The sequence below is a fragment of the Botrimarina mediterranea genome (assembly GCF_007753265.1).
In the GTDB taxonomy this organism is placed as follows: Bacteria; Planctomycetota; Planctomycetia; order Pirellulales; family Lacipirellulaceae; genus Botrimarina; species Botrimarina mediterranea.
This window is the reverse complement of sequence record NZ_CP036349.1, coordinates 5626086-5644629: the sequence shown is the minus strand read 5'-3', so window position 1 is coordinate 5644629 and position 18544 is coordinate 5626086. Positions and strand designations below refer to the sequence as shown.

26 protein-coding genes are annotated in these 18544 nt (G+C 63.1%); all 26 read left to right on the top strand.

Annotated features, from left to right (window positions below):
* Positions 1–19: 19 nt before the first annotated feature.
* Positions 20–2218, top strand: coding sequence for an elongation factor G (locus Spa11_RS21770; RefSeq protein ID WP_145116703.1), 2199 nt, complete (start codon positions 20–22; stop codon positions 2216–2218).
* 489 nt (positions 2219–2707) lie between these two features.
* Positions 2708–3616, top strand: coding sequence for an alpha/beta hydrolase (locus tag Spa11_RS21765; protein WP_145116702.1), 909 nt, complete (start codon positions 2708–2710; stop codon positions 3614–3616).
* Positions 3617–4110: 494 nt separating this feature from the next.
* Positions 4111–4428: a 30S ribosomal protein S10 gene (rpsJ, locus tag Spa11_RS21760; protein ID WP_145116701.1), complete on the top strand. Its 318-nt coding sequence runs from the start codon at positions 4111–4113 to the stop codon at positions 4426–4428.
* Positions 4429–4660: 232 nt separating this feature from the next.
* A complete protein-coding gene (rplC, locus tag Spa11_RS21755; protein ID WP_231933075.1) occupies positions 4661–5329 on the top strand; it encodes a 50S ribosomal protein L3 in 669 nt (222 codons plus the stop codon).
* A gap of 80 nt (positions 5330–5409) precedes the next feature.
* Complete coding sequence (rplD, locus tag Spa11_RS21750; RefSeq protein ID WP_145116700.1) at positions 5410–6072, top strand: 50S ribosomal protein L4; 663 nt, start codon at positions 5410–5412, stop codon at positions 6070–6072.
* Positions 6073–6149: 77 nt separating this feature from the next.
* Positions 6150–6464, top strand: a complete 315-nt coding sequence (gene rplW / locus Spa11_RS21745) for a 50S ribosomal protein L23 (protein ID WP_145116699.1) — start codon at positions 6150–6152, stop codon at positions 6462–6464.
* An 80-nt stretch (positions 6465–6544) separates the two neighbouring features.
* Positions 6545–7408 carry a 50S ribosomal protein L2 gene (rplB, locus tag Spa11_RS21740; RefSeq protein WP_145116698.1) on the top strand — a complete coding sequence of 288 codons (864 nt, stop codon included), beginning with the start codon at positions 6545–6547 and terminating at the stop codon, positions 7406–7408.
* Between the two features lie 52 nt (positions 7409–7460).
* Positions 7461–7730 carry a 30S ribosomal protein S19 gene (gene rpsS / locus Spa11_RS21735; RefSeq protein WP_145116697.1) on the top strand — a complete coding sequence of 90 codons (270 nt, stop codon included), beginning with the start codon at positions 7461–7463 and terminating at the stop codon, positions 7728–7730.
* A 96-nt stretch (positions 7731–7826) separates the two neighbouring features.
* Complete coding sequence (gene rplV, locus Spa11_RS21730) at positions 7827–8153, top strand: 50S ribosomal protein L22 (RefSeq protein WP_145116696.1); 327 nt, start codon at positions 7827–7829, stop codon at positions 8151–8153.
* 92 nt (positions 8154–8245) lie between these two features.
* Positions 8246–8941, top strand: a complete 696-nt coding sequence (rpsC, locus tag Spa11_RS21725; protein ID WP_145116695.1) for a 30S ribosomal protein S3 — start codon at positions 8246–8248, stop codon at positions 8939–8941.
* Entirely contained in the window at positions 8880–9296 is a 417-nt protein-coding gene (gene rplP / locus Spa11_RS21720; RefSeq protein WP_145116694.1) for a 50S ribosomal protein L16, read from the top strand. Before rpsC ends, rplP begins: the two co-directional genes overlap by 62 nt.
* A 111-nt stretch (positions 9297–9407) precedes the next feature.
* Positions 9408–9614, top strand: a complete 207-nt coding sequence (rpmC, locus tag Spa11_RS21715; protein WP_145116693.1) for a 50S ribosomal protein L29 — start codon at positions 9408–9410, stop codon at positions 9612–9614.
* A 42-nt stretch (positions 9615–9656) separates the two neighbouring features.
* On the top strand, positions 9657–10016 hold the full coding sequence (gene rpsQ / locus Spa11_RS21710; RefSeq protein WP_145116692.1) for a 30S ribosomal protein S17: 360 nt from the start codon (positions 9657–9659) through the stop codon (positions 10014–10016).
* A gap of 93 nt (positions 10017–10109) precedes the next feature.
* Entirely contained in the window at positions 10110–10478 is a 369-nt protein-coding gene (gene rplN, locus Spa11_RS21705; RefSeq protein ID WP_145116691.1) for a 50S ribosomal protein L14, read from the top strand.
* A 58-nt stretch (positions 10479–10536) separates the two neighbouring features.
* Positions 10537–10902: a 50S ribosomal protein L24 gene (gene rplX / locus Spa11_RS21700; RefSeq protein WP_145116690.1), complete on the top strand. Its 366-nt coding sequence runs from the start codon at positions 10537–10539 to the stop codon at positions 10900–10902.
* Positions 10903–11022: 120 nt separating this feature from the next.
* Positions 11023–11583, top strand: a complete 561-nt coding sequence (gene rplE, locus Spa11_RS21695) for a 50S ribosomal protein L5 (RefSeq protein WP_145116689.1) — start codon at positions 11023–11025, stop codon at positions 11581–11583.
* Between the two features lie 98 nt (positions 11584–11681).
* Positions 11682–11867 carry a type Z 30S ribosomal protein S14 gene (locus tag Spa11_RS21690; protein WP_145116688.1) on the top strand — a complete coding sequence of 62 codons (186 nt, stop codon included), beginning with the start codon at positions 11682–11684 and terminating at the stop codon, positions 11865–11867.
* 121 nt (positions 11868–11988) lie between these two features.
* Positions 11989–12390: a 30S ribosomal protein S8 gene (gene rpsH / locus Spa11_RS21685; protein ID WP_145116687.1), complete on the top strand. Its 402-nt coding sequence runs from the start codon at positions 11989–11991 to the stop codon at positions 12388–12390.
* 104 nt (positions 12391–12494) lie between these two features.
* Entirely contained in the window at positions 12495–13034 is a 540-nt protein-coding gene (gene rplF / locus Spa11_RS21680) for a 50S ribosomal protein L6 (protein WP_145116686.1), read from the top strand.
* Positions 13035–13124: 90 nt separating this feature from the next.
* Positions 13125–13493 carry a 50S ribosomal protein L18 gene (gene rplR / locus Spa11_RS21675; protein ID WP_145116685.1) on the top strand — a complete coding sequence of 123 codons (369 nt, stop codon included), beginning with the start codon at positions 13125–13127 and terminating at the stop codon, positions 13491–13493.
* Positions 13494–13558: 65 nt separating this feature from the next.
* The gene (rpsE, locus tag Spa11_RS21670; RefSeq protein WP_145116684.1) at positions 13559–14062 is read left to right on the top strand and encodes a 30S ribosomal protein S5; all 504 of its coding nucleotides are present in this window, start codon (positions 13559–13561) and stop codon (positions 14060–14062) included.
* Positions 14059–14580, top strand: a complete 522-nt coding sequence (gene rplO, locus Spa11_RS21665; protein ID WP_145116683.1) for a 50S ribosomal protein L15 — start codon at positions 14059–14061, stop codon at positions 14578–14580. Before rpsE ends, rplO begins: the two co-directional genes overlap by 4 nt.
* Positions 14581–14950: 370 nt before the next feature.
* Positions 14951–16312 carry a preprotein translocase subunit SecY gene (gene secY / locus Spa11_RS21660; protein ID WP_145116682.1) on the top strand — a complete coding sequence of 454 codons (1362 nt, stop codon included), beginning with the start codon at positions 14951–14953 and terminating at the stop codon, positions 16310–16312.
* Positions 16313–16435: 123 nt separating this feature from the next.
* Complete coding sequence (locus Spa11_RS21655; RefSeq protein WP_145116681.1) at positions 16436–17011, top strand: adenylate kinase; 576 nt, start codon at positions 16436–16438, stop codon at positions 17009–17011.
* A 10-nt stretch (positions 17012–17021) separates the two neighbouring features.
* Entirely contained in the window at positions 17022–17924 is a 903-nt protein-coding gene (gene map, locus Spa11_RS21650) for a type I methionyl aminopeptidase (RefSeq protein ID WP_231933073.1), read from the top strand.
* Positions 17925–18292: 368 nt separating this feature from the next.
* The gene (rpmJ, locus tag Spa11_RS21645; protein ID WP_145116680.1) at positions 18293–18406 is read left to right on the top strand and encodes a 50S ribosomal protein L36; all 114 of its coding nucleotides are present in this window, start codon (positions 18293–18295) and stop codon (positions 18404–18406) included.
* The last annotated feature ends 138 nt before the right edge of the window (positions 18407–18544 follow it).

The following is an 18544-nucleotide window of genomic DNA, read 5'->3' as shown; positions in this document are numbered from 1 at the left end:
CGATAGCCGACAGCCTCCCATGCCCGCTGACTTAACCAAGCTCCGCAACATCGGCGTCATTGCCCACATCGATGCGGGCAAGACGACCGTTACTGAGCGGATGCTGTTCGTCAGCTCGGCCAAGCACCGTGTCGGCGAGGTCGATAAAGGGACCACGACCACCGACGACGACGCCGAGGAAGCCGAGCGCGGCATCACGATCTACTCGGCGTGCGTGCAGTTCCCGTGGAAGGACGTCCGGGTCAACCTGATCGACACGCCGGGGCACGTCGACTTCACGGCCGAGGTCGAACGCAGCCTGCGGGTGCTCGACGGGGCGGTAGTCGTCTTCAGCGCCCGCGAAGGGGTCGAGGCGCAGAGCGAGACGGTCTGGCGGCAGGCGAACCGTTACCACGTGCCGCGGATCGCGTTGATCAACAAGATGGACCGCGAGGGCGCCAACTGGGAAGAGGTGTTGAGCGAGATCGAGTCGCGGCTCGGCGCCAAGCCCGTCGCGATCCAGATCCCGGCGGGACAGGGGCCGCCGCACGTCGCCAACCCGTTCCGAGGGATCATCGACCTCATCAAGCAGAAGCTGATCACGTTCCCCGGCGGCAAGGACAGCCGCGAGGTGGTCGAGTCGCCGATCCCCGACGAGTTCGCCGACGACGCGGCCCTGTACCGCGACCAGATGCTCGAGCAGCTTTATGGTTACTCCGATGAGCTGATGGAGCTGGCGCTCGGCGGCGAAGAGATCCCCGAGGCCCTGATCCGCAAGGTGCTGCGCTCGGCGACGGTTCACTTGCAGATACAGCCCGTGCTGTGCGGCTCGGCGCTGCACGGCATGGGCGTCGAGCCGCTGCTCGACGCGGTCGCGGCGTACCTGCCCCATCCGCTAGAGATGCCGCCCGTCGAGGGCGTTGATCCCACGGGCAAAGCGGTCAAAGGGAAATCCAAACGGCGAGCCGGGAGCGTCAGCGACCGGAGTTCCGGAGGCGAGGAAAGCCCCGAAGGGGGTGAGCCCGTGAAGAAGCTCGTCCGCAAGCCCGACATCGCCGAGCCATTCTGCGGGTTGGTGTTCAAGATCCTGCCCTACAAGACGGGCGACCTTTATTGGGTCCGCGTCTACTCGGGCGAGCTCAAGCCCAACAGCCGCGTGCTGAACCCGGGGAAGGATCTCAAGGAGAACGTCGCGCAGATCTGGCGGATTCATGCGTCGAAGAAAGATGAGCAGCTCGACCACGCCGAGGCGGGCGATATCGTCGCGCTGTTGGGACTGCGGGACTCGGTGACGGGCGACACGCTCTGCGACACCCGCACGCCGATCCTGCTCGAGTCGATTGAGTTCCCCGACACGGTAATCTCGATGGCGATCGAGGCCGAGAACTCCGAGGAGAAGAAGAAGCTCGCCGGCGTGCTCGAGATGCTCCGCAAGCAGGACCCGACGTTTCGTGCGATCGAGAACGAAGAGACCGGCGAGACGCTGATTTCCGGCATGGGCGAGCTGCACCTGGAGGTGATCCAGCACCGCCTAGCCCGCGACTTCGGCCTCAAGTTCCGCGCCCGCCAGCCGCGCGTCAGCTACCGCGAGTCGGTCGCCCGAAAGGTCGAAGTCACCGGCGAGTGCAACCGCAACACAAACGGCGTGCAGCACACGGCCGCTGTGCGGCTACGCGTCGAGCCGTTCACGCCGACCGGCCCGCTCGCGCACGTCGCGCCGCCGGTGGTGGTGTCGGTCGATCCCGCGGCCGCGACGACGGGCGGCCTGACGAGCGAGTTCGTGAATCTCGTCGTCGAAGAACTCGAGAGCGCGACCGAGGGGGGCGGCACGCTGGGCTTTCCGCTGTTGCGGCTCAAGGTGACGGTGCTGGGCGGCGAGGTCCACGAGACCGACTCCACTGACATCGCGTTCCGCACCGCGGCGTCGCTGGCGTTCGACAAGGGCCTGCGCGAAGCGGGCGTTGTGATGCTCGAGCCGATCATGGCCCTGCAGATCACCACGCCCGACGAACACATGGGCGATCTCGTGGGCGATCTCCAGCAACGCCGCGCGATGATCGAGCGCACCGAACAACGCGGCGGCGCGACCGTCATCCACGCCCAAGCGCCGCTGGCGAACCTCTTCGGCTACTCCAGCGCGATGCGCTCGCTGAGCCAGGGCAGGGCGGGTTGCAGCATGACCCCGAGCGACTACGCCCCCGCGCCCGACGACGTGGTGCAGAAGTTCCTCGGGGAGTGAGCGACACGCTCGCGCCAATCGCTCCCGATTATAGCGTACTTCATTCTTCCGTAGCGTCTCGCGCGGAGACGCGGAGACGCAGAGGGCAGGCAGCGAAGACTCACGCCAAGCCGCCAAGGCGCAAAGACAAAGTGATTGAGAAATGAGCGTAGCCGCAAACGATCGCACAGCAACGCGTTCTTTGCGGCTTAGCGCCTTGGCGTGAGTCTTGAAGGCATCTAACTCTGCGCCTCTGCATCTCTGCGCGAGACTTCCCCACGTTGCTCCGTGGATCAGAGCGAGGCTAGAAACGCTACGGCCAAGTGAAGCATGCTCTAGGCGTGATTGATCAACAAGCGATTCAAGCCCACGGGGTGACGGGGAGGCGGAAGCGTGAGCGCCAGGAGTTGAACCCTAGCGCCCGGTGCAACTCCGAGCGTTCACGCTTCGGGGCTCTCTAAATGCAAAGCGTGGCGGGAACTCTTTGCGTCATGTGGCGGTCTCATCCGAATGGCGTTCTCTAGGATTGCGACGACGAAGCGTTGGGCGCGAATCGTCGCGGTAGTGGTCGCCCTTCTTGTTGCGCTCGGCTTCGTTGCCATTTGGATCGCGGGCGGGAGGATCGCGGCGCCGGCTCAGCGTGAGGTTGGTCCGCCGCCTGCGGGTTTTGTGGAGCGGACGACGGTCTTCACTAGTGGCACGGCGCCGTCGATGGCGGGGTGGTGGTTTCACGCCGACGAGCCCCGGGCGACGGTGCTGTTGTTGCACGCGTTGCGGGGAGATCGCCGGGCGATGGTCGGGCGGGCTCAGTTGCTCGTCGATGCGGGCTACGACGCCGTCGTCATCGACTTACAAGCGCACGGCGAGCGTCACGGCGGGGCGATCACTTTCGGCGCTAAGGAAAGGGACGACGTTATCGAGGCGGTTCAATTGATCCGGCGCACCGCGCCCGGGCGCCCGATTGCGATCATCGGCTGGTCCCTGGGTGGGGCGGCCGCGGTCTTGGCGGGCTCCCTGGGTGTCGATGCGATGGTGCTCGAGTCGGTTTACCCTACGATTGACCGAGCCATTGCGAATCGCTTGAGCATGCGGGCCGGGTCGTTGGGGGCAGCGGCTGCGCCGCTGTTCACCTTGCAGTTGCCGTTGCGGCTGGGGATGTCGGCGGCGGAGCTCAGGCCGATCGATAAGATCGGCGAGATAGGCTGCCCGCTCTTGGTACTCTCGGGCGAAGCGGACCCAAGGACAACCGCGAAGGAAACGCGATCACTCTTCGCCGAAGCGGCCGAACCGAAGCGGCTGGAGCTATTCCCGGACGCGGGGCACGTGGACCTGCTGGAGAGCGATCCAATGCTGTGGAAGGCGGCCGTCTTGTCCTTTCTTGAAGAGTTTTTGACACATGAAGGCCATTCAAACCTCTAGGGCAGAGACCCTAATCGCTACGCCCGGAGCTGAATCCGGGATGAATCTCGGCGCGCGCTACAACGCCGGGCGTTCACGCTTCGGGGCACTCCGGAGCTTTCGGGGGATCAGCTTTATCCGCAAGGCTCCGAATGACGAATTTCGTCCCTGATCCGGCTGGCCCGGTCCCGGTGGGTTTGCGGCGCACACCGAGGATTCTTCGCCCTGTCGCGGATAACTTGCCGATTTCCCCCTGACCCCGTTGACACCCGGCTGGACCTTCCGTAACCTTTGCGATTCTCCGCCCAGCGCGACGGAGACAGTAGGGGGTGGTTGGCCCAGCGGTCCAGTGGATTTGTCCACGTGGGGGGTCGCGGCGCCGGGCCTCCCCTCAGCAGGACTAAACATCTGCCGAAGCGGTTCGCCCCGTCCCTGGCGGCGAGCCTCCCGCAGTAAGCAAGCATTCCCGCTCGGGGCCCTACGGGTCTTCCTGGTGGGCAAACGAGGTAGTCAGCGTGGCTGATCAGGTTATTCGCATTCGCATGGAGGCGTACGACCACTCGGTCCTCGACCAGAGTGCCGCCGACATCGTCGACACCGCGAAGCGGACGAACTCCGTTGTTCATGGCCCGATCCCGCTGCCAACTCGCATCGAGCGGTACACGGTCATTCGTGGCCCGCACATCGACAAGAAGTCCCGTCAGCAGTTCGAGATCCGTACGCACAAGCGTCTGATCGACATTGTTGACGCGACCGCCAAGACGATCGAAGCCCTGAACAAGCTCAGCTTGCCGGCGGGTGTCGATATTAAGATCAAGGCCACTGCCGGCTGACGCCGGTGGGGTGCTGAGCCAATTTTTCTAAGAAATGCCTGGAAGCAAGCTGGGTAAGCCGCTTTCCTCTCTTGGTTGAGGGGGTCGAGCGAGTCTCCCGGCCGCAACGGACCGCAACACGAACCACCGGCCGACCGCCAAAGCCGCTCGCGGCTTAGCGATGGCCCTGCCGACCGACTTCGCTATGTCAGCAAACAACCCCACTGCCGGAATCCTGGGCCGAAAGGTCGGGATGACCCAGGTTTTTGACGAGTCGGGCTCCGTGGTTCCCGTGACGGTTGTCCAGGCGGGCCCGTGTCACGTGTTGCAGGTCAAGACGCTCGATCGGGATGGCTACGAGGCTATTCAGGTCGGCTTTCTCGACAAGCCGCGTCGGCTTGCCAGCCGCAGCGAGCGGGGCCACGTCGCCAAGCTCGAGAGTAAGCGTGCTAAGAAGCGTGCCGAAGGCGGCGTCGAAGCCATCGCCAAGCCCGGCTGCGAGCCCAAGCGGCTCGTCCGCGAGTTCCGCGGCCCGGCTTCGGGTTTCGCCGGCGGCGTTGAGCTCGGCGGTGAGATCACCGTTGCGTCGCTCGAAGGTGTCGCGTCGGTGGACGTGACCAGCACCAGCAAGGGGCGCGGTTTCTCTGGCGCCATGAAGCGTCATAACTTCGCCGGCCAGCGTGCGACGCACGGCGTTAAGAAGTGCCATCGCCATCTTGGTGGCACGGGTTGCAGCACCTACCCGGGTCGTGTCTTCAAGGGGAAGAAGATGCCGGGCCAGTATGGCAATGCTCGCACAACCGTCCGCAACCAGAAGCTGGTTGGCGTCGACGTAGAAAACAATCTGCTGCTGATCCGCGGCGCCGTCCCGGGCCACAAGAACGCGTTTGTTGTCGTCCGTACCGCGAATATGTTGAAGTAACTAGTGGGCTGTGGGCAGTCAGCAGTGGGCAGTTTCTTGCTTCCTGTCCACTGCCCACTGCCGACTGCTCACTCACTGCCATGCCTAAACTCACCATTCACGATCGCAAGGGCGCCAAGGTCGGCACGTATAGTGTCGAGGCCGAGGATTTCGCTCCGTCGATCAATAAGCAGCTTCTGCACGACGCCGTGGTCATGTACCAGGCCAATCAGCGGCAGGGCACGCACAAGACGAAGACCCGCGGCCAGGTCTCGGGTTCGAAGAAGAAGCTTTACCGTCAGAAGGGTACGGGCAACGCTCGCGCCGGCCATAAGCGGTCGGGTACGCGTCGTGGCGGCGGTCATATCATGGCTATCGCTCCGCGTGACTACAGCTACCGGATGCCCCGTAAGGCTTTGCAGCTAGCGACCCGCATGGCGTTCGCTTCGAAGGTGGCCGATGATGAGCTGATCATCGTCGATGACCTGGCCTTCGAGACGCCGAAGACCCGCGACATGACGGCCGTTATCAAGGCGTTGGGGTGTGACTCCAGCTCGCTCTTGATCACGACTTCGGGCATCGACACCAATATTTACAAGAGTGCTCGCAACATTCCCCGTGTGGAAGTTTCGCCGGCTTCGGACCTCAATGCTCTGAACCTGCTCTCCGCAAAGCGGGTGCTGATCACGAAGGCTGCCCTCGACCAGCTCAAGGAAGCGGCCGCGAAGCACAAGAAGAACAAAGAAGCCGCTGCCGCTGAGTGAACTCCGGCGTCGGCCGGATTCTGACGACAAACGTCGCTGGCTCGCCAAGAGCCAACTGCTAACCGCCAACAGCTACGATGCCCCGTCACATCCCGCAAAAGACGTCGCTCACGCTTGAGCCGCACCAAGTGATCTTGCGTCCCTTGGTGACCGAGAAGGGCGTGCACCGATCGACTCGCAACAACGCCTACTCGTTCGAGGTGAACAAACTGGCGACGAAGCTCGACGTGCGGACGGCGATCGAAAAGTTGTTCGACGTGAAAGTCGTCAAGGTCGCCACGATGAACCGCAAGGGCAAGTACCGCCGCACGCGGTTCCGGATGGGCAAGACCGCCGACTGGAAGAAGGCTGTTGTCACGTTGCACGACGATAGCCGGATCGATTTCTTTTAATAGTTAACCCCCGGTCAATGACCGGGGGTTAAATGAGACGCGACGCGAAAGCCAACCGCACAAAAGCTAACCGCTTCATTATGGGCATTCGAGTTTACAAGCCGACCTCCGCTGGACGACGCAATGCGTCGGTCAGCGACTTCAAGGAGCTGACGCGCGGCGCCAAGCCCGAGAAGTCGCTGCTGCGTCCGATCAAGAAGACGGGTGGTCGCAACAACCAGGGCGTCATCACCTGTCGTCACCGCGGCGGTGGTCACAAGCGACGTTACCGTCTGATCGACTTCCGTCGGAACAAGGACGGGATGATCGCCGAGGTGGATTCGATTCAATACGACCCGAATCGTTCGGCGCGCATCGCGCTCTTGAAGTACGAGGACGGCGAGAAGCGTTATATCATCGCTCCCGTTGGCCTGACGGCCGGCGATAAGGTGATGTCGGGCGAGGATGCTCCGGCGAAGGTTGGCAACTGCCTGCCGCTGGCGAAGATTCCTCTGGCGACCGTTGTGCATAACGTCGAAATGCGGCCCGGCCGCGGCGGCGTCATGTGCCGCGCCGCCGGCACCAGCGCCACGCTGATGGCACGCGAAGCGGGTTGGGCGCAGATCTCGCTCCCCAGCGGTGAGATCCGCCGTATTCCCGCGAACTGCCGGGCGACCGTTGGTTCGACCAGCAACCCCGACCACAGCGCCGTCCGCATGGGCAAGGCCGGTCGTGTTCGTTGGTTGGGGCGTCGTCCGCACGTCCGCGGCACCGCGATGAACCCGATCGACCACCCTCACGGTGGTGGTGAAGGCCGAACCAAGGGTGGACGTCACCCCGTGAGCCCGACGGGCAAGAGCGCCAAGGGCGGCATGACGCGTCAACGTCGCAAGCCGTCGAACGCTGCGATCGTCCGACGTCGCAAGAGCCGCCGCTACGGCGTCCAAAAGTTGGTGAAGAAGTAACACTCCGTTCATTTAACCCCCGGACAATGACCGGGGGCTAAGTAAAAGACACATGAGCCGTTCGCTTAAAAAAGGTCCGTTCGTCGCCCCGAAGCTCTACCGCAAGGTCGAGAAGCTGAACGAGGCTGGCAAGAAGGACCCGATCACAACTTGGGCCCGCGCCTGCACGATCGTTCCGGAATTCGTCGGCCACACGTTTATGGTCTACAACGGCAAGCAGCACTTGAAGGTATTTGTCACCGAGGACATGGTCGGTCACAAGCTCGGCGAGTTCTCACCGACACGCAGCTTCCGAGGTCACGGCGGCAAGGGCAAGAAGTAAAGGATAGAGGTTAGAGGCCAAAGGTTAGGAGTCGCCTAATTGAGCGATTCGCCAGCACCAGCCCTAACGACTAACCGCTAACCGCTAACAGCGACTATGGCTTACCGAGCAACACACAAACACGCCCGCATCAGCGCCCAGAAGGTTCGCCCCTTGGCGGACCTGGTCCGGGGCAAGCGGGTGGATGACGCCTTGGCGATCCTGAAGTACCAGCCGCACCGGGGCGCCCGGATGTTGGAGAAGGTGATTGCGAGTGCGTTTGCCAACGCCGAAGATCGGGGCGCGCCCAACCGCGCAGGCCTCAAACTCGTCGAGGTCAAAGTCGACGGAGGGCCCATGTTCAAGCGAGTCCAGGCGGGTTCGCGGGGTATGGCCAAGATCATCCGCAAGCGATTCAGTCACATCACAGTTGCTGTTGAGTAGCGTGCCACGCGAGTAATCGGCACCGGCTCGCAATCGACAGCACACACGACACGATTCCTCCGGCTTCAAGCCCTCAGACTCCCGCTTAAACAATGGGTCAAAAGGTTAATCCGATCGGCTTCCGCACCGGCATCATGCTGGATTGGAAGAGCCGTTGGTACGCGTCGAAGAAAGAGTTCGCCGACCTGCTGATCGAAGATCAGAAGATTCGCGCCTACATCAGCAAGAAGTACAAGTCGGCCGGCATCCCGTCGATCGAGATCGAGCGTACACGTGACGAGGTGAAGGTCGTCATGCACGCCGCCCGTCCGGGCGTGATCATCGGTCGCAAGGGTTCCCACGTCGAGCAGCTCCAGGACGAGCTGCAGGCGCTGGTGGGCCGCCGCATCAACTTGAAGATTGAGGAGATCTCCCGCCCCGAGTTGGAAGCCCATCTCGTTGCGGAAGATATTGCCGAGCAACTCGCCAAGCGGGCGGCCTTCCGCCGCACGATGAAGCGGGCGCTCGAGCAGACCATGGAAGCCGGCGCCAAGGGGATTAAGATCCAGATGGCGGGACGGCTAGGCGGCGCCGAGATGGCCCGTCGCGAGAAGCAGATTGCCGGGTCGATGCCCTTGAGCACCTTGCGGGCCAAGATCGACTACGGTTTTGTTGAGGCGATGACCCCGCAAGGCCACATCGGCATTCAGGTGTGGATCAACCAAGGCGAATACGAGGACCAGAACAATGGCGCTGATGCCCAAGAGGGTCAAGCACCGAAAAAGCCAAAGAGGGCGTATAAAAGGTAACGCCACACGCGGCAATCGCGTGATCTATGGCGAATTCGGCTTGCAGGCTGTCGAGGGTGGCTGGATCAGCGCCCAGACAATCGAGGCCGGTCGTATCGCGGCGCAGCAGTATGTGCGTGGCGAGGGACGCCTTTACATCCGCATCTTCCCGGACAAGTCGGTAACGTCGATCCCGCTCGAAACCCGTATGGGTAAGGGTAAGGGTGAACCGGATTTCTGGGCGGCGGTGGTGAAGCCGGGCACGGTGCTGTACGAAGTGGCCGGCATTTCGGAGGCGGCGGCGAAGATTTGCTTTGCCCGCTTGGCTCACAAGATGCCCGTCCGCGTCCGGATGGTCCGTCGCGAAGCAATCTGACCAATGGCGGTCGGCTGTTAGCCATCGGCTATCGGCCGACGGCAAGACCAGTCGACAGCCAAAAGTCCCGTGCCGGCCAACAGCCGGCAGCTGATAGCCGACAGCCAAAACATGACCAAAGCCAACGAACTTCGTGAGATGAGCGACGAGCAGCTCGCCCTCACGGTTGAGGAAGCGGCCGACAAGCTCTTCCGCCTGCGTATTCAGTCGCAGACGGAGAAGCTTGACAGCCCGAGCGAGATTCGCCGCAACCGTCGGTTGATCGCGCGTTGCAAGACGCTCCAGACTCAGCGAGAAAAGGCCGCCGCAGCTAAGTAGTCGCGGCCTAGTAACAGCTAACCATAGCTAGCAGCTCCAACCATGCCCAAGAAGCAAGTCATCGGCGTCGTCACCAGCGACCGGGCCAGCAAGACCCGTCGCGTGGAGATCGATCGTTTGGTGAAGCACCCGAAGTACGGCAAGTTCATCCACCGGCGCACGGTCTGCCACGTCCACGACGAGCAGAACGAGTCGGGCGAGGGGGACACCGTCGAGATTATCGAGTGCCCGCCGAAGTCGAAGCTGAAGCGCTGGGAGCTGGTGCGAGTGGTCGCCAAGAACCAAGCGGTGGACCTCGTCGCGCTGCGTGCGGCGCAGAAGGCTCAGCTCGCTGCCGAAGCGTCTTCGGGTGCCGAGGGGCAGCAGGCGGCTGATAGCCAGCAATCCGGCGCCGAGGGTTGAAAGCGGAACGATTCCCGTCGTTGGTAGCGCTCTTTGTGAGTCGCTCGCCCCGACGATCCACCGAGCGGACAACGCGGTAAACGAGAAGTCACGATGATCCAGATGCAGTCGCGGCTGAACGTCGCGGACAATACCGGCGCCAAGGAAGTGATGTGCGTGAAGGTGCTCGGCGGCAGCCGACGCCGCTTCGCGGGCTTGGGCGACGTCATCGTCTGCAGCGTTAAGAGCGTCATTCCCGGCAGTGAAGTGAAGAAGAAGGCGGTTGTCCGTGGCGTGATCGTCCGGACAAAGGCGCCGACGCGCCGCACCGACGGCAGCTACGTCCGCTTCGACACCAACGCGATCGTCTTGATCGACAAAGATAACAACCCGCGTGGCACGCGGATCTTCGGCGCTGTGGCCCGCGAGCTCCGCGACCGCAAGTTCATGAAGATCGTCAGCCTCGCAAACGAAGTCGTTTGACCCAACATGAGGTTAACCCCCGTTCGTTGACCGGGGGTTAAATCAGCGGAAAGCAACCATGCTTATTAAAACAGGTGACACCGTCGAAGTGCTTGCCGGCGCCTCCAAGGGCGTTCGTGGCAAGGTGATCAAGGTCGACCGTGAAGCCGGCAAGGCGCTCGTCGAGGGCGTCAATAAGGTGTTCAAGCACGTCAAGCGGAGCCAGAAGCACCCGCAAGGCGGCCGCTTGAGCAAGGAGATGCCGATCGACATCTCGAAGGTGCAGTTCTGCTGCGAAAGCTGCGGCAAGCGCGCCCGCCTGGGCCTCCGCTACACCGACGAGGGCGCGAAAGAACGCTTCTGCAAGAAGTGCGACACGACGGCCGGCGAGATCGCCCCGCCGAAGGCCGCCTACGCCAAGAAGCCAGTCGCCGCCAAGAAGTGAGCCCGATCTGAGTGAGCACAGCCTGGTGCTCACGCCAGGCAGTCAGCAGAACCAAGAAGTCAGCAAGAACAAGCCACGTCCAGCCGCCGGAAGTTTCCCGGCTAGCCAAGCAGAACGAAGATGATCGCCACCGCCCGTCTCAAAGACCGCTACGAGAGCGAAGTCCTGCCGCAGCTCAAAGAGCAGCTCGGACGGGAGAATCGCTTGTCGCTGCCGCGTCTGGATAAGATCGTCGTCAGCATGGGCGTCGGTTCGGCCATCAGCGACAAGAAGCACATCGAGGAAGCGACGTCGGCTCTGGCGGACATCACCGGTCAGAAGGCGATGGTCTGCAAGGCTCGAAAGTCAGTGGCGGGTTTCCGCCTCCGCGAAGGGATGGCGATCGGCGCCAAGGTGACGCTCCGCGGTGTGCGGATGTACGAGTTCCTCGACCGCCTGATCTCGATCGCTCTGCCGCGGGTCCGCGACTTCCGTGGCGTGAAGAAGAAGGCGTTCGATGGGCAGGGGAACTACAGTCTCGGCCTCACCGAGCAGCTGGTGTTCCCAGAGCTCAACCCCGACAAGTACACCCGCCCGCAGGGCATGAACATCGCGATCTGCACCCGTGGTGCGACGGACGACGAGGCCCGGCTGATGCTGGAGATGCTCGGCTTCCCGTTCCAGCGCGAAGAGAACAACTGAGCATCGAGTGGCAAGCCGAGGCGCGATAAGCGGCCTTGATTTCAATCCAACTGAAGAACCTTGGCGTCGCAGACGCCCAACCCACTAGCCGGCCCAGTATGGCAAGCAAGTCGAAGATCGCCAAAGCCGAGAGGAAGCCGAAGTTCAGCACACGGCGTGAGTGCCGTTGCAAGCTTTGCGGACGCCCTCGCGCTGTGTACCGCAAGTTTGGCATTTGCCGGATTTGCTTCCGCAAGTTGGCCGACCGGGGATTGATCCCAGGCGTTCGCAAGGCGAGCTGGTAACCGATTGTTCGACGGCTAGAGATTAGATCGTCGAGCGAAGCTGCGAGTTTTACGTATCCAATTCACCCCGATGTTTTCTTCGCGGCGCCGTCCGCCGGCCCCCTGAGGAGTCCCTCCCGCGATGTTGACCGACCCGATCGCTGACATGCTCACCCGCATCCGCAACGCGGTACGCGTCGAGCGTTCCGCCGTGCAAATGCCGATCTCTAAGGTGAAGCGCGGCCTAGCCGAAGTGCTCAAGCGAGAGGGGTACATCTGGGACTGGACCGAGGAGGAGGTCGAGGGCCAGCCCGTCAAGCAGCTCCGCCTAGACCTGAAGTACGGTCCCAATGGCGAGCGTGTGATCCAGACGATCCGCCGTGTGAGCAAGCCTGGTCGCCGCGTTTATCAGCAGGCGAAGGGTTTGCGTCCGGTGCTCAACGGCCTAGGGATCTCGATCGTTAGCACTAGCCGCGGCGTCCTGAGCGACCGCGAAGCGCGTCAGAAGAACCTGGGTGGCGAAGTGCTCTGCGAACTGTGGTAAGAAGGTAGCGTTTAGCTGTCAGCCATCGGCTTTCAGCCTTATTAGATACACGATTCCATCCTTGAGCTGACCGCTGACAGCTGACCGCTGACAGCTCTTAAGCAATGTCCCGACTCGGCAAGAAACCTGTTGCGATCCCCAGTGGCGTCAAAATCGACGTTGCCAATGACCGCACCATCACCGTCGAAGGCAAACTCGGCAAGCTGACCTATCAGCATCGCCCCGAGGTGTCGATCGCCGTTGAGGACAATGAGATCGTCGTGACGCGTGGCGGCGAAGACCGCGCCGACCGGGCCTTCCACGGCCTGACCCGCGCGCTGCTCGCGAACATGGTGGTCGGCGTTTCGCAGGGCTACGAGAAGAAGCTCGAGATCCAGGGCGTCGGCTACCTCGGCGCTATCTCGGGTGACACGCTCCAGCTCCGCGTCGGCTTCGCCAACGAGATTCAGAAGAAGATTCCCGGCGACTTACAAGTCACTTGCCCGGACCAGACCCACATTGTCATCAAGGGGCTGGATAAGCAGCGTGTCGGCCAGTTCGCCGCCGAAGTCCGTGCGGTGCGTAAGCCGGAGCCTTACAAGGGCAAGGGCATCCGCTACGAAGGCGAGCAGGTCCGTCGTAAGGCCGGTAAGGCAGCGAAGTAACGTCCGTCACCCTGCTAAGCGACAATCCGCTCGCGGCCACGCGGCGCCAAAATACAAAACCATCCGATCGCCAACGATCCGATCGATACCATGGACAAGCAAAAAGCCCTCAACAAACAGCGCACGCGACGCAAGTTCCGTGTCCGCAAGCGCCTCCTCGGAACGGCAGAGCGGCCGCGTCTCTGCGTCACCCGCACGCTGCGTAACATCGCGGTGCAGTTGGTCGACGACGATGCCGGCAAGACCCTGGCCGCCGTTTCGACGCAGGACAAGCAGCTGGGCAGTACGGTGAAGTACGGCGGCAACGCCGACGCCGCCGCCGCCGTGGGCAAAGCGATCGCCGAGAAGGCGACCGCCGCTGGCTTCAAAGCGGTCTGCTTCGACCGCGGCCCTTACAAGTACCACGGCCGCGTCGCGGCCCTGGCGGACGCGGCCCGCGAAGCCGGTCTCGAGTTCTGATCCAACGCAACATGCCGGCTAGCCTTCAGGTCTAGCCCCTTACCTCTAGCATCTAGCCTCTCCCCATGGCCCGCGAACGACGCGAAAAGACCGAACGCCAGCAGGGCGAACTGTCCGAGAACGTGGTGAAGATCAAGCGCTGCAGCGCCGTCGTGAAGGGCGGCCGCCGCTTCAGCTTCGCCGCGCTCGTGGTGGTCGGTGACAACAAGGGCAAGGTCGGCCACGGCTACGGCAAGGCCAACGAAGTCCCGCCCAGCGTCGAGAAGGCCCGCAAGGCCGCGATGCGGAACATGATCGCCGTCCCGATGCAGGGCTCGACGATCCCGCACACGGTGAAGGGCACCTATGGCGGCGCCGAGGTGATCCTCGTGCCGGCCTCCGAAGGTACGGGTGTGATCGCCGGCGCCGCGGTGAAGGCCGTCTGCGAGTCGGCCGGCATCCACGACATTCTTACCAAGAGCTTCGGCTCGAATAATCCGGTCCCGCTCGTTAAGGCGACGATCGAAGCCCTTAAGAAGCTCCGTACGAAGGCCGACATCGAGCGGCTCCGGGGAGTTACGTTGTCATGATTCTGAACGAAGTCCACCGCGGTATTACCAAGAATCGCGCCCGCAAGCGTATCGGTCGTGGCCCGGGTTCCGGCCACGGCAAGCTCGCCGGTCGCGGCCGCAATGGCGCCGGTCAGCGCGCGGGCTCGAAGCCGCACGCGATGTTCGCCGGCGGTCAGACCCGCATCTGGCAGCGCATCCCGAAGCGCGGCTTTAACAACAAGTGGGCCAAGACGGTCGTCGTGGTCAATTTGGGCGAGATCGACGCGGCGTTCGACGCTGGCGCCGAGGTGACGATCGAGGCCCTGGTGGCCAAGAACGTCGCCAAGGGGCGTTTCGACGAGCTGAAGGTCCTGGGCGACGGCGAGCTGACCAAGAAGGTCAAGATCAGCGCGCACCGCTTCAGCAAATCGGCCGTTGAGAAGATCGAGAAGGCGGGCGCCGAGATGGTAGTGGTCCCCGGCCCCAAGCCGGTGATCGAGAAGCAACGGGCGATCCGCGCTGAGAAGAAGGCGGCTGCCGCCGCGAAGAAGTCGTGAGTCCTGCGGTGCTCGCTTCGATGAAGTGGGCCGGAGGGGCTCTGTTGCAGTTAAGTTGGGCTGGAGTTGAGTTGGCTCTGCTGAAGTTGTAGCCGCCGGATTCGTGAGGGCGGCCTGCGCACCGGCGGGCTTGCATCGAAACGGCCCCGCGGCCTAATGTCTTAGGTTCGGTGGAGGCTCCCGGTTCGCCGCGAGTCTCTCTCAGCGGGGCGGGCCTCCTGAAAAGGGAGTCGGCTCTGCCGGGGGACACGGTCTTCGTGGCTGCCAACCGCCCCATAATTTCCAACGGCCCGACGCTTGTAGGCGGCTCCACGTTTCGAGGCCCAACGCGTCACGGTCCGCACAGGCACAACGGATTGCGTTCTTACCCATGTTCGAGAAGCTCCGCGTCGTCTGGCAGATCCCCGAGCTTCGTAAGAAGATTCTGCTGACGCTTTTTCTGCTCGGCGTCTATCGGGTGGGCTTTCAGATCAGCCTGCCGATTGTTGATACCGAGAAGATCCAGCAGTTCCAGCAGTCTCAGGGCGGCCTTAATGGCATGCTCCAACAAGTGGCGATCCTCAGCGCCAGCAAGCTGAACGACATCACGATCTTCGGCCTGGGCATCATGCCCTACATCTCCGCCTCGATCATCTTCCAGCTGCTCGGGAGCGTGATTCCGTCATTGGAAGCCCTCCAGAAGGAGGGCGAAGCGGGTCGTAAGAAGATCAATGAATACACGCGGTACGCGACGGTCTTTCTCTGTTTGATCCAGAGTTGGTTCTTCGTGACGTCGTTCGCGAACTCGCAGGGGCTGGTGTCGGCGGAGTTCGTGAACTCCGCGACCGGTAATATGTATTTAGGGTGGACGGTCGTCTCGGTCCTTACCATGACGGCGGGCACCATCTTTTTGATGTGGCTCGGCGAACAGATCGACGAGTACGGCATCGGCAACGGCATCAGCCTCCTGATCATGGCGGGCATCCTCGCCCAGATGCCTTACGCCGGCTTGGAGCTCTACCAGATTTCGTCGCTGACGCTGGGCGATGCGGCGAAGCTCGACCCCCCGCGACTGATGCTGCTGGCGGCGATGTTCATCGGCGTCGTGGTGGGCACGGTCTTCATCACGCTCGGCCAACGACGCATCACGATGCAGAGCGCCAAGCACCAGCGCGGGCGCCGCGTCGTCGGCGGCGGCAAGAGCTACCTGCCGCTCAAGGTCAACCAGGCGGGCGTCATGCCGATCATCTTCGCGAGCAGCCTGCTGATGTTCCCGGGCCTGTTCCTCCAGCAACTCGACCCGATGGTGCAGGGCTGGGACGACGGTTTCTGGAAGTCGCTCTTCTCGGGTCTCGCCGGGGCGTTCAACCAGCAGTCGTTCTTCTACAACCTGCTGTTCCTCGTGCTGATTTACTTCTTCTGTTACTTCTGGACCGCCATCACCTTCAACCCGAAGGACATGTCGGAGAACCTGAAGAATTTCGGTTCCTTCATCCCGGGCTACCGTCCGGGTAAGCGGACGGCGGACTACCTCGAGAAGGTGATGTTCCGGATCACCTACGTCGGCGCCGGCTTCCTGGCGTTGATCGCGATCATCCCGTCGCTGATCGTCACGGGGCTCAACGTGCCTTGGGGCATCGCGATGTTCTACGGCGGCACGAGCCTGCTGATCGCGGTGAGCGTCGCGTTCGACTTGGTGCAGAAGATCGATAGCCACTTGGTGATGCGGAACTACAAAGGCCTGCTGGAGTAGGCGGCTGCTGGGGAGCACGAGGACGCTCATCGCGCGCTCGCTGGGGAATCACCGGCGTGAAATGAAGGCGACTGTTATCAGGCGCCAGAGATCGCCGGCCCGCCGGCGGAGGGACGCGGAACTATGCGAGTTGTCTTCATCGGACCCCCAGGAGCAGGCAAGGGCACCCAAGCGGTCCGCGTCGCCGAGCACCTGGGCGTCAAGCAACTCTCGACCGGCGACGTGCTTCGCCAAGCCCGTGATCGCCACGAGCCGATCGGCTTGGAGGCCGGTAAGTATCTCGACAAGGGCCACCTTGTGCCCGACGCGATGGTTGTCGCCATCGTCAGCGACCGGCTCGCCAAGGACGACTGCGCCAAAGGCTACCTGTTCGACGGGTTCCCCCGGACGCTTGGCCAGGCCGAGGCGCTCGACGACCTGCTCGTCGATTGCGGGGCGCCCCTCGACGCGGCGATCGAGTTCGTCGTCCCGGAGGACGAGCTGTTCAACCGGCTCCACGACCGCGGCCGCTCGGACGACAGCGAGGCGACCATCCGTGAGCGACTGCGGCACTACGCGGTCCTGACGGCGCCGCTGGCGGAGTATTACGATAACCGAGGCGTGCTGCGGTGCGTCGATGCGGTCGGCACGCCCGACGAGGTCTTCAAGCGGGTCTGCGACGCGCTCGATGACATCCGGGCCAAAGCGGCGAAGCGTTAGGCTCGCCTTTTTGAACGCTTGCCGTGAGTCGCGTCGTGCCGACGCCGAGCAACGCCAACCAGTCAATCCACCTTCAAAGCAGCAAGCAGCGGCCAGCGCGGTGATCCAGCTCAAGTCCGAACGCGAAATCCGGTTGATGCGCCGGTCGGGCTTGGCCGTGTGGAAAGCCCACCAGATCGCCACGGAGATGGTCCGGCCCGGCGCCACGACGCGCGAGATCGACGCCGCCATCGCCGCGTATTTCAAGAGCCGGGGCGGCACGCCGCTGTTCCTCAACTACCCCAACCACGACGAAGGGAAGCCCGCCTTCCCGGCTGTCACCTGCATGTCGAAGAACGACGCGGTCGTCCACGGCATCCCGGACGACGTTCCGCTCAAAGAGGGGGACATCCTCAGCCTCGACACGGGCGTGCGGATCGGCGGCTGGTGCGGCGACGCGGCCTACACCTACAAGGTGGGCGAGGTCGCTCCCGACGTGCAGCGGTTGCTCGACTGCACGCAGGCGGTCCTCGACCTGGCGTTCGACCTGCTTTGCGTGAAGACGCGCTGGAGCCAGGTCGCCTCGACGATGGAGCGGTACGTCAAAGACCACGGCTTCTCGTCGGTCGAGAACTTCGTGGGTCACGGCATCGGCCGCAAGATGCACGAGGACCCGCAGGTGCCGAACTTCGTGAGCCGCTCGCTCCGCGGGCGGGGCGATTTCCGGATCGAGCCGGGGCTGGTGATCGCCGTGGAGCCGATGGTGAACATGGGGAGCAAGCAGGTGAAGATGCTCCGCGACCACTGGACCCAGGTCACGATCGACGGGAAGCCGAGCGCCCATTTCGAGCACACGATCGCGATCACCAGGGACGGGCCTAAGCGGCTCACCGAAGCGCCGGCGGACGACGAGTTGGAGTTGTTGGAGGATTGAGGCGGGGACCGTCCTGGTGGTTCGGCCGGGGGCTTCCGCCCGCGGCTGAGGCGTCTCGGTTGCGTGATCCAACTTTTGGGTCTTAGCCGGGTGGCGGCAGCCCCCGGTCCGCAGCGCAACCCCGCCCGTCGCCCCGCTTTACCCAACCGACCCGCTTGCCGAGACAGAAACCTTGACAAGAGGGGTTGAACAACCCTAGCGCCATCCCCTATTATCCTCGATTCTCTACGTTTCCCGGGCCCCGATAGGGCGCCGCGGGGGAACAACTCCAGAAAACAAGCGACGCGCCTACGGTCCCGGCTGCTTCAGCGGGGCCGCCACGTGTCGCCCACCGGCGGTCGCCCTACGCGGCCACAAGCGAGATACCGATGAAAGTCCGAGCCAGCGTTAAACGGATCTGCGCCAAGTGCAAGGTCGTGAAGCGTCGCGGCGTGATCCGTGTCGTTTGCGAAAACCCGCGTCACAAGCAGCGGCAAGGCTGACGTGTTTCTGCCCGGCGGTTGCGACCCGCCTGGGCGGGATGGCTGGCCGGGCGGTTGCAACCCACCCAGGCCGGCAAAGTCTGTCGAGCAGCAGTTCCCATTCAACGATTCCTCCAAGCAGTCTTCTTCGAAGAGCGT

Bases quoted from the DNA above. Each gene is read 5' to 3' on its own strand.
- Spa11_RS21770 (WP_145116703.1), top strand. From the start codon at position 20: ATGCCCGCTGACTTAACCAAGCTCCGCAACATCGGCGTCATTGCCCAC.
- Spa11_RS21765 (WP_145116702.1), top strand. From the start codon at position 2,708: ATGGCGTTCTCTAGGATTGCGACGACGAAGCGTTGGGCGCGAATCGTC.
- rplC (WP_231933075.1), top strand. From the start codon at position 4,661: ATGACCCAGGTTTTTGACGAGTCGGGCTCCGTGGTTCCCGTGACGGTT.
- rplD (WP_145116700.1), top strand. From the start codon at position 5,410: ATGCCTAAACTCACCATTCACGATCGCAAGGGCGCCAAGGTCGGCACG.
- rplW (WP_145116699.1), top strand. From the start codon at position 6,150: ATGCCCCGTCACATCCCGCAAAAGACGTCGCTCACGCTTGAGCCGCAC.
- rplB (WP_145116698.1), top strand. From the start codon at position 6,545: ATGGGCATTCGAGTTTACAAGCCGACCTCCGCTGGACGACGCAATGCG.
- rpsS (WP_145116697.1), top strand. From the start codon at position 7,461: ATGAGCCGTTCGCTTAAAAAAGGTCCGTTCGTCGCCCCGAAGCTCTAC.
- rplV (WP_145116696.1), top strand. From the start codon at position 7,827: ATGGCTTACCGAGCAACACACAAACACGCCCGCATCAGCGCCCAGAAG.
- rpsC (WP_145116695.1), top strand. From the start codon at position 8,246: ATGGGTCAAAAGGTTAATCCGATCGGCTTCCGCACCGGCATCATGCTG.
- rplP (WP_145116694.1), top strand. From the start codon at position 8,880: ATGGCGCTGATGCCCAAGAGGGTCAAGCACCGAAAAAGCCAAAGAGGG.
- rpmC (WP_145116693.1), top strand. From the start codon at position 9,408: ATGACCAAAGCCAACGAACTTCGTGAGATGAGCGACGAGCAGCTCGCC.
- rpsQ (WP_145116692.1), top strand. From the start codon at position 9,657: ATGCCCAAGAAGCAAGTCATCGGCGTCGTCACCAGCGACCGGGCCAGC.
- rplN (WP_145116691.1), top strand. From the start codon at position 10,110: ATGATCCAGATGCAGTCGCGGCTGAACGTCGCGGACAATACCGGCGCC.
- rplX (WP_145116690.1), top strand. From the start codon at position 10,537: ATGCTTATTAAAACAGGTGACACCGTCGAAGTGCTTGCCGGCGCCTCC.
- rplE (WP_145116689.1), top strand. From the start codon at position 11,023: ATGATCGCCACCGCCCGTCTCAAAGACCGCTACGAGAGCGAAGTCCTG.
- Spa11_RS21690 (WP_145116688.1), top strand. From the start codon at position 11,682: ATGGCAAGCAAGTCGAAGATCGCCAAAGCCGAGAGGAAGCCGAAGTTC.
- rpsH (WP_145116687.1), top strand. From the start codon at position 11,989: ATGTTGACCGACCCGATCGCTGACATGCTCACCCGCATCCGCAACGCG.
- rplF (WP_145116686.1), top strand. From the start codon at position 12,495: ATGTCCCGACTCGGCAAGAAACCTGTTGCGATCCCCAGTGGCGTCAAA.
- rplR (WP_145116685.1), top strand. From the start codon at position 13,125: ATGGACAAGCAAAAAGCCCTCAACAAACAGCGCACGCGACGCAAGTTC.
- rpsE (WP_145116684.1), top strand. From the start codon at position 13,559: ATGGCCCGCGAACGACGCGAAAAGACCGAACGCCAGCAGGGCGAACTG.
- rplO (WP_145116683.1), top strand. From the start codon at position 14,059: ATGATTCTGAACGAAGTCCACCGCGGTATTACCAAGAATCGCGCCCGC.
- secY (WP_145116682.1), top strand. From the start codon at position 14,951: ATGTTCGAGAAGCTCCGCGTCGTCTGGCAGATCCCCGAGCTTCGTAAG.
- Spa11_RS21655 (WP_145116681.1), top strand. From the start codon at position 16,436: ATGCGAGTTGTCTTCATCGGACCCCCAGGAGCAGGCAAGGGCACCCAA.
- rpmJ (WP_145116680.1), top strand. From the start codon at position 18,293: ATGAAAGTCCGAGCCAGCGTTAAACGGATCTGCGCCAAGTGCAAGGTC.